The following is a 12,742-nucleotide window of genomic DNA, read 5'->3' on the forward strand; positions in this document are numbered from 1 at the left end:
ATCCGCAAGCCTTCATTTTTAAGATTGATTGCCGCATTGATGTCTCGGTCGTGAATCTGCCCACATTGCGGACATTCAAACGACCGCACATCGAGTCCCATTTTGGGCAGTGGCAACAACGTCTCAGAACAGAGATGGCTACTGGGGAAGAATCTGTCCACTTCCAGATAAACCTTCCCTTCTCCCTTAGCCTTGTATTTGAGCATCGCCCTTGAACATTCCCCAACCCACATCGCTGATCGCTTTGGCGAGGCTATGGTTCCTAACCATGTTCTTGACGGCTAGATTTTCCACCACAATCACTTGGTTTTCGTTAACGATCTTGCGGGATAGCTTGTGGAGAAAATCGGCTCTGGAGTTGGCAATTTTACTGTGAACTCGCGCCACGAGCCGTCTAGCTTTTCGGCGAGAGTTCGACCCTTGTTGCTTCCTCGACAGTTTTCGCTGTTTGCGGCAAGAGGTTACGCTCGTGCTTTTTGAGGTGACGGGGATTGTTGTATTTCTCACCGTCAGACGTCACGACAAAGTGCTTCAACCCCAGATCGATACCGATGGCCTTTCCGTCGGCATTCGGTGCGGGTTTGTCCGAACCATCGTCGATCAGAATTGAAGCATGATACCGTCCGTCAGGGTTGCGACTGACGGTTACGGTTTTGATTTGCCCTTCAAACCAACGATGAACGCGACAATACACCTCTCCGATTTTGGGAAGGTGCAACGTATTGCCTTCGAGTTTGACGTTTTGCGGGTATTGAAGAGATTGTCGTCTGTGCTTGCTCTTGAAATGTGGATATCGAGCGCGTCCTTCAAAGAAGTTGACGAAGGCTCTCGATAGGTTGAGTACCGAACGATGCCACGCACTGAGAATAAGGATCTCCGAGCCATTCCAACTCTCGCTTCCATTGGGGAAGCATTTTTTTGAGTTCCATCCCCGAGATGCCTTTCCCGGTTTGGCGGTAGGCTTCCGTCGTCAGTTGCCAAGAACGGTTCCACACCAAACGGCAGCAGCCAAAGGCTTTCGCTAGGGCGACTTCCTGCTTTTGGGTGGGATAGATTCTTAGCTTGACGACTTTCATTAGAGACGGCGAGCTTTGTACTAAGGCTAAGATAACAGACAGATCGAACGGCTTACCCGCCACTTTGACGCCGCGTACAGGCTGCGCTTCAATTGGAGATTAGAAACGCAGGATTCTCGCGGGATTGCTAAACGAGACCTCCCTTGAGCCTCCTGGGTCTCAAGGACGTTCACGGTGATTTCAGGGTAAGAGGTTGTCGGAGGCAAGATTAGCTTGGGGAGGGAACTCTCGTTTACGATGATTTCCCCCTGGAACCACGAGGGTTGGACAGGGGGAATGTTCGATCACATATTTGCTGACGCTGCCGAGAATCAGGGCTTGCCAGACCTCTTTTTTGCCATTCCCCACCACGACTAAATCAGCGGACCAATCCTGGGCCAGATAGCACAGGAGGGGGCCAGGGCTGCGGCGGTCAATGCGGTAGTCACAGGGAACCTTGCGCTGAGCGGCTTGTTCACAGAGTTGTCGCAACCAGCGTCGTGCTGCTTTGAGCTGGGTCACCTGTCGAGACTGTTGTAAGTCATCGAGATTGATGCGACTTTGTAGCCCCATCCCCGCATCTAGCATCGTCCCGAGTTGCCCTTGGAATTCGAGATTGAGGCAATGCACCAGATAGAGTTCACCCTGGCGGTCTTGGGCCAGGTTCAGGGCCTGCTGAAAGACCAGGTCTGCCAGGGTCGTCTGATCTAAGCCAACAAGGAGGCGATAGGGTTCCATCATCGTTCCGTCCTAGATAGGGGAGAGGGGGGAGTCGGGGGCAGCGGTTGAACGTCAGGCGTCGGGGAGGTCTGTGACGGCGCCGATACTGCTCGATGAGACCAGCTTGGCATATTTCGCTAACACACCGCGACGATAGCGGGGGGCGCGGGCCGTCCAGTTGGCGCGACGCTGACTCAGTTGAGCTTCCGAGACATGAAGTTCGAGCGATCGCTCGTGGGCATCAATGGTAATCATATCGCCTTCTTGGACCAGGGCGATCGCGCCTCCGACCGCCGCTTCAGGAGCTACATGGCCCACCACCATGCCATAGGTGCCGCCCGAGAAGCGTCCATCGGTAATCAGTCCCACGGAGTCGCCCAACCCGGCCCCAATAATGGCGGACGTTGGGGCGAGCATTTCCCGCATTCCGGGGCCACCTTTGGGTCCCTCGTAGCGAATCACGAGAATATCACCGGCGCTGATTTTGCCGTCGAGGATGGCTTTAAGGCTCTCTTCTTCCGATTCAAAAACGCGGGCCGGACCGCTCATTTTGGGGGTTTTGACGCCACTGATTTTGGCCACGGCCCCTTCTTGAGCGAGATTCCCCTTGAGAATCGCCAAATGTCCCTGTTTATAGACGGGATTCTCAAGGGGACGAATCACCGACTGGTTTTGCGGTGGGGTGCTGGGAATTTCGGCCAGTTGTTCGGCGATGGTTTGCCCGGTGATGGTGAGAGCGTCACCATGAAGTAAACCTTGTTCGAGGAGCATTTTCATCACCTGGGGAACCCCTCCGGCTTGGTGGAAGTCCACAGTGAGGTATTGGCCACTGGGTTTAAGATCGCAGAGAACGGGAACCTTCTGACGGATGGTTTCAAAGTCATCGAGGGTCAACTCGACGCCGATGGCGTTCGCGATGGCTAGCAGGTGCAGCACGGAGTTGGTCGAGCCTCCCACGGCCATGATGACGGCGATCGCGTTTTCAAAGGCTTGACGGGTGAGAATCTGTTGGGGGAGCCGTTGTTGGCGGACGGCATCAATGAGAACTTTGCCGGATTCTTCGGTACTATCGGCTTTTTCGGCATCTTCAGCGGCCATCGTCGAGGAGTACATGAGACTCATCCCCATGGCTTCAAAGGCGGAGGACATGGTGTTGGCGGTGTACATTCCGCCACAGGAGCCGGCTCCGGGACAGGCCCGCCGTTCGACTTCCTTGAGTTCAGCATCGTCGATTTTGCCAGCGCTATGTTCGCCAACGGCTTCAAAGGCGCTGACAATGTTGAGATCCTGGCCTTTATAATGGCCGGGTTTGATGGTGCCACCGTAGACAAAAATGGCGGGGATATTGAGGCGGGCGATGGCAATCATCGCTCCGGGCATATTCTTGTCACAGCCGCCAATGGCCAGGACACCGTCAAGGCTTTGTCCGTTACAGACGGTTTCGATGGAGTCGGCGATGACTTCGCGGGAGACGAGGGAGTATTTCATGCCCTCGGTTCCCATGGAAATGCCATCGCTGATGGTGATGGTGCCAAAAATCTGCGGCATTCCGCCCCCCTGGCGAATCCCGACTTCGGCTCGTTGCGCCAGGCCGTCGAGTCCCATGTTGCAGGGGGTGATGGTGCTATACCCGTTGGCAAGTCCAATGATAGGTTTAGAAAAGTCATCGTCACCGAAGCCGACGGCCCGTAACATGGCTCGATTCGGGGTGCGGGAACTGCCTTGGGTGACGACTTGGCTACGAAGATTGTCGGACATGATCTGGTGTTTTCTTGTATAGGAAAGCGTATCGAGGCCCGGCGATCGCGCCGGGGTGCAACCAGTTCTTCCCAGCGAGGACCGGGCTGGTTTCGCCTTGGGATCTTCAATACTACCGGGATTTTGGTCTAATTTGATTGTTTCATAAGACGTGGGGGTCATGCTAGGTGCGAAAATAAATATATTTAATTCAGTTGATGATAGTTTAGGGGGCAAGTCACCCAGGATGAGAGCCGATGAACTCTTGCAGCGATATGCGGACGGAGAACGGGATTTTCGGGAAATAGACCTCAGTCGCGCCAATTTATCTGGGCAAGACCTCTCGGGGGCCAATCTACGGCAATCCAATTTAAACTCAGTCAATTTACGGGAGACGAATTTGCGCGGGGTGAATCTGCGGGAATGTCAATTACAGGGCGCCATGCTCCGTGGCGCCAATTTGCAGGATGCTAATTTGATTTCAAGCAAGTTGCTCAAGGCGGATTTGTCTGAGGCCCAGATGAGTGAGGCCAATTTACGAGGAGCTAAGTTATTGGGGGTCTCGTTGCAAGGGGCTGATTTAACGGAGGCGGTTTTAAATGAGGCGGATCTCAGTCAAACGAATTTGGATGAGGCGACGTTACGAGAGGTGAATTTAAGCCGCTCGAATCTCTGTCGTGCTTCTCTGCGGGGTGCGATGTTGGAGGGGGCGAATTTAACGATCGCCGTCTTGACGGAAGCGGATTTGGAAAATGCAAATTTGATGAAAAGTATCCTCAATGGCGCTAATTTAAGTCAGGCCAATATGACCGGGGTTGATTTGAGTTTTGCCAAATTGAGTGGTGCCAATTTGGCTGGAGCGAACCTAACGAAAGCCCAGTTAAGAGCCGCGAACTTAAGTTGGGCAACGCTGCGGGGAGCCAATTTGACGGGGGCCAGTTTGTATCGGACGAAGTTAAGTTGGTCGAATTTGACGGGGGCCACGCTCAATGATGCGATTCTAATGAGTGCTAAGATTTATAAGACCAATTTCCGGGATGCGGAGTTGTTACAAACGATTATGCCTGATGGCAAAACCTTTGGGGATAATCGCTGAGCAACACAGGACAGTATAGATGGGCCAAATGTGAGATAAGGGTGACATATGGTTAGAGGCATTGATGTTTCGGATCACCAGGGTACGGTCAATTGGACGGCTGTAGCCAAGTCGGGAATTGAGTTTGCGATTACGAAGGCGACGGAGGGGGGAACCTTTGTGGCGGATTCGTTTCATCGCAATTGGTCTGGGATTCGCTCGGTGGGATTGGTGCGCGGGGCCTATCATTTCTACCGTCCCCGCACGGATGCTCTGGCTCAAGCGAATTTGTTTTTGAATATGGTCAAACTTCAGCCGGGGGATTTACCGCCGGTGTTGGATATTGAACGGGATGATGGTGTCGAACCGGAGCGGGTGCGGGCCGGGATTCGGAGTTGGTTGGTTCGGGTTGAGTCAGCGACGGGCCGTCGTCCGATTCTCTATACCTATCCGGGATTTTGGGAAGGGTTGGGGAATTGGCAGGAGTTTCGCGAGTATCCGCTCTGGATTGCGCATTATACGACGGCGGCTCGTCCTTGGGTTCCGGGCGGTTGGGGAACTTGGACGATGTGGCAGTTTACGGATCGCGGTACGGTGAACGGTGTGACTGGGCCGGTCGATGTGAATTCGTTTAATGTGGTTAAGGCGGGTAGCCAGAGTATGGTGGTGGTTCAGGTACAACGGGCTTTGCGTGGCAAGGGGTATGATATTGGCTCTCTTGATGGGGTGTTTGGGGCTAAAAGTCAACAGGCGACGCGGGAGTTTCAGGCGGCGGTGGGATTGAAGGCTGATGGTGAGGTGACGGCGCGAACCTGGGCCTATCTGGTTGATGGTACGATAACGGGCAAAGCGACGGAATCACGGCCGACGGACTCGGATGGGACTATGCCTACACCTACTGATGCGATTAAGTTGATTGATGTGATGAAGTTCTATCAGGATTTGCCCCATCAGGCGAATGCTCTGAACTGGTTACAGGGGAGTTTGGAGAGTGGGGTGCTGCTGGAGTTTGCGCGTCGCTGGCGTAATGAGGCGTCGAGTACGACCCCGATTCAGTTGGTAGATGTGGCGAAGTTTTATCGGAATTTGGCGAGTCAGAATCAGGCGCTGGAATGGCTCGATACGAAATTGACGGCGGAGATGGTGACGGAGTTTGCTCAACGGTGGCGATCGCCTCAGGAGTTTCAGCCGCCTCCGATTGTGTTGGCGAATGCGGCGCAATATTATCAAGGGATGAGTCATCAGAAGCAGGCTTGGCAATGGCTCCAGGAGCGCCTGAGTCATGAGGATTTGGCTGAGTTTGCCCGTATTTGGCGCCAATAAGCGGTGCTGTTCTAGTTCTACTGTTGCGAAATCATAATGGATAAGTCCCCGAATTTTACTCCCCATGAGGCGATCGCCGGTACGGAGATTGCGATCGATACGTTTGTGACGGCGAAACAGAAGCGTCTGTTAACGGATTCGCTGTATACGTCTCTGCATGGACAGCCGTTCTTGATTGAAAGCAATATCGGTATTCTCCATACTCAGGGACAGCCTCTGGTGGCCCCGGATTTGATGTTGAGTTTGGATATTGGTGATGATTGGTGGACTCACCGTCATCATCCCTATTCTCTGTGGGAGTTTGGCAAGTCTCCGGATTTGGTGATGGAAGTTGTCTCGACGGCGACGGGGGATGAGTTGGGGGCGAAGCTGAGTGTGTATGAACGGTTACGGGTGAGTTACTATGTGCTGTTTGATCCTGAACGGGTGCTGGGTGGTCCCCGGTTGCGGGCGTTTGAGTTGCGGGGTAAGTGCTATTTTGAGATTGCCAAGTTCAATGAGCTGGATAAGCCAATTTGGTTGGATCAGGTGGGGTTAGGCTTGATGCTGTGGCAAGGGGAGTTTGAGGATAAGGATGGCCTCTGGTTGCGTTGGTGTGATCAGCAGGGGAATATTTTACCGACGGGCTATGAGTTGGCTCAGCAGGAGTTGTTGGATCGCGAGGAGTATGAGAAACGGGCGGAACGGATTGAGTCGCAGTTGTTGCAAGCGAATCAACGGACGGAACGAGCGAAGAAGTGGGCTCAGCGGTTGGCGGAACAGTTGCGCGCGTTGGGGGTGGACCCGGATACGGTGTAGGGGGAGATCCTGAGGAGGATTGGGAGAGATTGAAGATAGCGGATGTTGATGGGGTTAGATCGATGTCTGTGGTGAAGCCTCGGGTGAGTATGATTATTCTGGTTTACAATGGTGGGCGCTTTCTGGGGGAGGCGATCGCTAGTGTTTTGGCGCAAACTTATACGGACTGGGAGTTAATTATTGTTGATGATGGCTCGACGGAGGCGATCGAGCCGGTGATTGCGCCCTATGGCTCGCGGCTGCGCTATATTCGCCAGGAGAATCAGGGGGTGGCGGTGGCGCGGAATCGGGGACTGGAGGTGGCGCGAGGGGAGTTTATTGCCTTTTTGGATCAGGATGATTGGTTTGAGCCGGATAAGTTAGGGGTTCAGGTGGCGGCGTTGCAGGAGTCGCCCCATCTGGGGATGGTTCATAGTGGTTGGTTTGTGGTGGATGCGGCGGGAGCGCGGTTGTCGACGGTGAATCCGAGGGAGGGAATTCCTGAGTTGGATTTGGCGGCGTGGCTGTTGTGGAAGCCGGTGTTTTTGGGGGCGATGCTGTTTCGGCGATCGTGTTTTGAGGGAGTGGAGGGGTTTGATGCTACTTTTGAGCAGGCTCCCGATGTAGATTTGGTGTTGCGTCTAGCTCTGACGGGGTACGAGTCGGCTTGGGTTCCTCAGACGACGGTTCACTATCGTCAACATGAGGAGAATGCGTCTCGGGCGGCTCAACGTCAAGTTCATGAATGTGAACGGGTGTTAGACCGGATATTTCATCAGCCTCAATACGCCGCTGAGATTGGTCACCTGGAGTTTCAGGCTCGTTACAACAACTTGGTCTGGGGAGCTTGGCGACTGTACCGAGTCGGTCAACTGGCTGCGATGAGGGAGTTTTTGTTGCGATCGCTCCAGTATCGTTCTCAGTCTAAAACTGAAGTAATTTTGAACTGGATTCACTGCTTTGAACGCTATGAACGAGAGTATGGAATTGAGTTAAATATTCAATATTTGATGAAGGCTTTGAACTGGCAAGATCTAATAATTTAAGGGTTAAATTCTACTCTTATGATGAATCAAATTACTATTTTTTCTGTTCCCAAATCATTTCAGGGCTTAGTTGGGACGATTCAGCGAAATGCTATTCAGAGCTGGAAAAAGCTACAGCCCCAAGTTGATATTATCCTATTTGGAGATGATTTGGGAATAGCAGCAGTGGCAGCAGAGTTTCAGGTTCAACATCTACCCAACGTGGCTAAAACTTCAGAAGGGACACCACTGGTTAGTGATGTATTTGCCCAGGTTCATCGCGTTGCCGATTCGCCAATTCTAACGTATATCAATGCAGATATTATTCTGACTCAAGACTTTTTAGACAATATTCAAAGAGTTACAGAAGTCTACGATGATTTTTTGGTATTAGGAAGACGCTGGAATTTGGATATTGAAACTGAACTTGATTTCTCGCAGCCAACCTGGGAACAAGAATTACGTCAACGGTTAGAGAAAGAGGGAGTATTGAGTGGTGTTGGGGCTTTGGACTATTTTGTCTTTCCTAAACCATTATTCCAAACCTTACCGGACTTTGCGGTGGGTCGTCCAGGGTGGGATAACTGGATGGTGGGCGAGGCCTTGCGAAACCAGGTGACGGTGATTAATGGGAGTCGGGTCATTACCGCCATTCACCAGAATCATGATTATAGTCATGTCTCAGGACATCGGACGGCGGTGTTTCAGGGTACAGAAGCTCGGCGGAATAAAGGACTACTTCAAGGACATTTGGTGGGTAATAGTGCTGATGCTCATAATGTGTTAAGACCTGTTGGCTGGCGAGGGAAGCCACAGGTGAGCGTTGTCTTGACTACCTATAATCATGCCTCAACAGTAGAAGAGAGCATCGCCCAGTTACTAGAACAGGAGGAGCAGAGTCTATCTTTGGACGTGATTGTGGTGGATGGGGGGTCTAGGGATGGAACGAGGGAGATTCTACAACAACAGCCGGATGCGTCTCGACTGCGGATTGTTCCACAAGCCTATCCCGGACTGGTGGCAGCTCGCAATCAGGGATTGGCTTTGGCTCGGGGAGAGCAAGTACTGTTCCTGAATGGAGACAGTCGGCTTTTAGCGGGGGGATTGTCGGCGTTGCGGGACTGTTTTGAGCAACATCCTGGAGCCTTGGAGTTGGCGATCGCCGGTTTTCAATATCCTAAGCCTTCGGGACAATGGCAGGTGGTTAATCCTGAGTCGGTGCTGGCTCCGATTTTTAAGGGTCGTGAGGGACTCCATGGCTTACATATTTGGATGCTTCCCAGCCTCTGGCAGTTAATTCAAACGGAGGCTGTTTTGTTCGATCGCCATGAATTGCAACGTCGGGGCGGTTTTGCCCCTGACTTGTCCTCGGCTGCATCTACTCTCGATGCCTTGTTAGATTTATCGTCTCGGGGTGCGGCGGGTTTGGCTGTTTCTGAGGTGGTAGTGTCTTGCCCCCCACCCGACTGGGATGATCCAGGCAATCTCTCGGGTTTAATTCATGAGAGTGAACAACTGCTAGAGCGTTACTTTGCCGGCCCTCGCTTACGGGATTGGATGCGGGTGTTGGAACCCCTGGCTTATCTGGAAACGCGGGTTTGGCTGGGGAGTTGGGCGTATGCTCAAGGAACGTGGGATGTTGTGGTGCAGCAGTTTAAGCAATCCTTGGTTGAGAGCGGGGAGGAACCGCAGCGGGTGATGGCTCGCTGGCGGTTTGGCTTTGACTGTTTTTTGGGAGATGGGCAGGATGTAGAACAGGGTCTTAGGGATTTACAGGGGCTGTTGAGGTCTTCGCAGCGTTAACCGGAGGGCGGGACTCAGCGGCGAGCAGGGCTTCCCCTAGATTGCGGTAAAACCAGAGGTGGGTGGGGGGTTGGCGATAGTCAAGACAATGACGGTAATGGGCGATCGCTGCCTCTGGCTGACCCCGTTGACAAAGCCAATGACCGAGTTCTTCTTGCAGCCAGGTGAAATGGGGGAAGCGTTCTAGGATGGTCTGATAATGCTGAATCAGCTCGTCGATTTGTCCAAGCTGAGCTAGGACTTGTCCGAGGTGGCGATGGCCAGTCTGAAAGCCGGGGTTGAGGCTGACGCTGTGGCGATAGGCGGCGATCGCCCCTTGGAGATTACCGGTTTGTTCTAGCATCTGTCCCAATCCGTCCCAGGCCTGCCAATGCTGGGGATTGAGTTGCAGGACTTGCTCATAGGCGGCGATCGCCTCTTGGGGTTGTTGGGATTGGGCGAGAGCTTGGGCGAGATAGTAGGCGGATTGGGGGCGGTGTGGGTTGAGGGTGAGGGCGGTTTGAGAGGTGGCGATCGCCTCAGAAAGCTGATGGTTGTGAAGTTGGGCTGCTGCTAAGTTTTCCTGAAACTCGGAACTCTTGGGATCAAGCTGCGTCGCTTGTTGATAGGCGCGGATGGCTTCTGTCCAAGCGCCTTGTTGCCCTAAGGCTTGACCTAAACCGTTGTAAGACCAAGGATCTTCAGGATTTAGGGTTAGGGCTTGTTGGTAAGCGGCGATCGCCCCAGACCAATCCCCTTGTTTGGCTAAGGCTTCTCCAAGATTATGATGGACGCTAGCCAGCTCAGGGAATGCATCGATGGCGCTTCGGTAGGCGGCAACGGCTTGGGGAAGTTCTCCTGAACGCAGATGGCGATTGCCACGACGGAATGCCGTTAAACTGCGTTGCCTGGCAGGGGAGATGACATTTTTGTGAAAGATTTCTGACATCAGGGGTTTGACTCTGTAGGATGCTGGCTAGTTTTAGAATCTCAGCGAGATGGTTAATGTTATGGAAACTCAGCTTTATGATGCTGCTTTATCCTGTTCAGCCCCGATGGAGGTGAATCAGCGTTATTCCCTGGCTGAGAGAGCAAGGCGCTTGGAACGCTCTCATCAGTGGTTACAGGGGCTTCGAGAGGTGGCGGATTATCCTCAGGGGAGGGAACAAGCGTTTAAGTCTGTTCTCTTTTATCGAAATTTTGAGCGATTTAGTGGGGGGCATCTGAAGGTTTGGCACTACTTTAACCACGTGCAAGCCTGCGCGGGTTACCATCCCTACATTTATTTTTATACTCCTGAGAGTGTTTGGGACTTCACCAATCCCTGGCGACGGACTGCTCCTCATCGAATTCTTAGTCAACCGTTAAGTCAGCCCGATCTGATTTTTTTGGATGGACTAGATTGGCGGGCGATCGCACCTCGGGAACGGGAGAATTCCCCGGTTCCGATCATTAATTTGATTCAACATGTCCGTCATGGGGATTCACAGAATTCTCGCTATGAGTTCCTGACTCATAAAGCCATTCGCATTTGTGTTAGTGAAGCTGTGGCGATCGCCCTACGGGAGTCGGGACGAGTCAATGGCCCTCTATTCGTGATTCCCAACGGGTTGGATGTTCAAGAACTCCCCAGTCCCTTAGATGAGTCCCAACGGGACGAGGCCATTTTGATTGCAGCATTAAAAGAGCCGGAGTTGGGAAAACAGCTTAAGACAGAATTGGACGGGTGGGGCTGTCAAGTACGTTTGTTGTGCGATCGTCTGCCTCGTCCCGATTATCTCCAAGAACTTCGTCGGGCGAAATTGGCCGTGTTTTTGCCTAATCGGCTAGAAGGAGAAGGCTTTTATCTGCCAGCTTTAGAGGCAATGGCATTGCGAACCCTCGTCATTTGCCCTGATTGTCTGGGCAATCGAGATTTTTGTCTACCCAATGAAACCTGTTTTCGTCCCGACTATCAATTTTCAAATATTTTGGCTGCCATCAAAACAGCATTAAACCTCAATAATTCACAACGAAATTCAGTCTTAGATCAGGCTAAAAAACAGATTGAAGTACATCAGTTAAGGTGGGAAAAACATCGATTTTACAAAATCCTCGAAAATCTTGCGGATATCTGGTGAAATACCCTGAAGATATGAAGAAGGAGACTCAGTTACTTCAAACAAAAATATGAACAACACTTCTATTTTAGTGATTACCGGAATGCACCGCTCTGGAACATCTTTGACAGCAGCCCTGTTAAAAAGTGCCGGATTACACATTGGAGAAAAACTTTTAGGGAGAACGGATAGCAACCGAAGAGGGCATTTTGAAAACTTAGACTTTCTAAACTTTCATAAATCCATTTTAAAGGCCCACAATCTGAGCGAAAAAGGTTGGACAGTTTTTGACACTATCCCCGTTCACCCCGAACAGTTCAAGGAAGCACAGGTCATCATTGAGCGGAACAATACGGCTCCCATTTGGGGATGGAAAGACCCTCGAACCACATTATTTTTAGAGTTTTGGGCCATTCAGTTACCGACTGCTCACTTTTTACTGGTGTATCGTTCCCCTTGGGAAGTTGTGAGTTCCTTGTATCAACGGTTAGAAGACCCAGAGTTTGAAACCAAGCCGGAGCTTGCTTTTCAACTGTGGTATCACTACAACATGAAATTACTAAATTTTTATCGAAAGTTTCCTGACCGATCCCTGTTGATAAGCTTGAATACTCTGCTTGACTTCCCTGGAGAATCTGTCCAGGCAGTTAATGACCAATTTTCACTTAATTTAAATTATCCATCATCTACGGTGGTTGACAAATCACTCTTGAAACAAAAGTATCTTGATGTGGATTCTGTGCAATGGACACAACAGACTTTTCCAGAAGCTATCGATTTATACCAGACCTTAGAAGTCAATTCTTGGCGACCTCAGACGAAACCCAATCAGGATTGGGTGCAACAGCTTGAAGCCAATAAAATAGACCCATTGAAAACTTGGTATCAACTGAAACATCAAGAAGCTAAATTAGAGCAACTACAAGACAAACTACAACAAACAGAACAGTTGCTTGAACGATCTCATTTCCAACTGAATCAAACAGAACTTGAGCTGGAAAAGCGTTTTTCTCAACTCCATCAAACCCAAGAGGTTTTGGAGGAATACCACTTTTTATTAAAAGACCAAAAAGCTGCCTTTTCTAAACTCAAATTTGAACAGTCCATTGCTGGTCAACCCGATGAACGGTATCAAAGTTTAGTTTGGGA

14 protein-coding genes are annotated in these 12,742 nt (G+C 51.4%); 7 read left to right on the forward strand and 7 right to left on the reverse strand.

The window, feature by feature from the left end:
* The 6 genes from R6U67_RS06145 to ilvD form a co-directional block, all read right to left on the reverse strand.
* The coding region (locus tag R6U67_RS06145) for a zinc ribbon domain-containing protein (RefSeq protein ID WP_410251726.1) at window positions 1–206 on the reverse strand (206 nt) is incomplete at its 3' end.
* The gene (locus R6U67_RS06150) at window positions 187–507 is read right to left on the reverse strand and encodes an RNA-guided endonuclease InsQ/TnpB family protein (RefSeq protein WP_410251727.1); all 321 of its coding nucleotides are present in this window, start codon (window positions 505–507) and stop codon (window positions 187–189) included. The genes R6U67_RS06150 and R6U67_RS06145, both read right to left, overlap by 20 nt.
* Window positions 395–718: a transposase gene (locus R6U67_RS06155; protein WP_410251728.1), complete on the reverse strand. Its 324-nt coding sequence runs from the start codon at window positions 716–718 to the stop codon at window positions 395–397. The genes R6U67_RS06150 and R6U67_RS06155 overlap by 113 nt, the downstream gene beginning before the upstream one ends.
* 88 nt (window positions 719–806) lie before the next feature.
* A complete protein-coding gene (locus R6U67_RS06160) occupies window positions 807–1,076 on the reverse strand; it encodes a helix-turn-helix domain-containing protein (RefSeq protein ID WP_410251729.1) in 270 nt (89 codons plus the stop codon).
* A gap of 180 nt (window positions 1,077–1,256) precedes the next feature.
* Complete coding sequence (locus R6U67_RS06165; RefSeq protein WP_410251730.1) at window positions 1,257–1,796, reverse strand: universal stress protein; 540 nt, start codon at window positions 1,794–1,796, stop codon at window positions 1,257–1,259.
* A 51-nt stretch (window positions 1,797–1,847) separates the two neighbouring features.
* Window positions 1,848–3,533 (reverse strand): dihydroxy-acid dehydratase, encoded by a 1,686-nt coding sequence (gene ilvD, locus R6U67_RS06170; RefSeq protein ID WP_410251738.1) that lies wholly within the window; start codon window positions 3,531–3,533, stop codon window positions 1,848–1,850.
* Window positions 3,534–3,759: 226 nt separating this feature from the next.
* Here ilvD and R6U67_RS06175 point away from each other — a divergent pair, with 226 nt between their 5' ends.
* The 5 genes from R6U67_RS06175 (at window position 3,760) to R6U67_RS06195 (ending at window position 9,515) form a co-directional block, all read left to right on the forward strand.
* Entirely contained in the window at window positions 3,760–4,608 is an 849-nt protein-coding gene (locus tag R6U67_RS06175) for a pentapeptide repeat-containing protein (RefSeq protein WP_410251731.1), read from the forward strand.
* A 48-nt stretch (window positions 4,609–4,656) separates the two neighbouring features.
* Entirely contained in the window at window positions 4,657–5,910 is a 1,254-nt protein-coding gene (locus tag R6U67_RS06180) for a GH25 family lysozyme (RefSeq protein ID WP_410251732.1), read from the forward strand.
* A 36-nt stretch (window positions 5,911–5,946) separates the two neighbouring features.
* Window positions 5,947–6,708, forward strand: coding sequence for a Uma2 family endonuclease (locus R6U67_RS06185; RefSeq protein ID WP_068788247.1), 762 nt, complete (start codon window positions 5,947–5,949; stop codon window positions 6,706–6,708).
* Window positions 6,709–6,770: 62 nt separating this feature from the next.
* The gene (locus R6U67_RS06190; protein WP_410251733.1) at window positions 6,771–7,733 is read left to right on the forward strand and encodes a glycosyltransferase family 2 protein; all 963 of its coding nucleotides are present in this window, start codon (window positions 6,771–6,773) and stop codon (window positions 7,731–7,733) included.
* An 18-nt stretch (window positions 7,734–7,751) separates the two neighbouring features.
* A complete protein-coding gene (locus tag R6U67_RS06195; protein WP_410251734.1) occupies window positions 7,752–9,515 on the forward strand; it encodes a glycosyltransferase family 2 protein in 1,764 nt (587 codons plus the stop codon).
* On the opposite strand, the gene R6U67_RS06200 is transcribed toward R6U67_RS06195, so the two are convergent.
* Window positions 9,475–10,443, reverse strand: a complete 969-nt coding sequence (locus R6U67_RS06200; RefSeq protein ID WP_410251735.1) for a tetratricopeptide repeat protein — start codon at window positions 10,441–10,443, stop codon at window positions 9,475–9,477. The genes R6U67_RS06195 and R6U67_RS06200 overlap by 41 nt on opposite strands.
* A gap of 61 nt (window positions 10,444–10,504) precedes the next feature.
* Here R6U67_RS06200 and R6U67_RS06205 point away from each other — a divergent pair, with 61 nt between their 5' ends.
* Both R6U67_RS06205 and R6U67_RS06210 read left to right on the forward strand, forming a co-directional pair.
* Complete coding sequence (locus R6U67_RS06205; RefSeq protein WP_410251736.1) at window positions 10,505–11,614, forward strand: glycosyltransferase; 1,110 nt, start codon at window positions 10,505–10,507, stop codon at window positions 11,612–11,614.
* Between the two features lie 49 nt (window positions 11,615–11,663).
* Window positions 11,664–12,742 (forward strand): sulfotransferase (locus R6U67_RS06210; RefSeq protein ID WP_410251737.1); only part of this gene is annotated, 1,079 nt, incomplete at its 3' end.

The organism is Sodalinema sp., assembly GCF_046483825.1.
In the GTDB taxonomy this organism is placed as follows: Bacteria; Cyanobacteriota; Cyanobacteriia; order Cyanobacteriales; family Geitlerinemataceae; genus Sodalinema.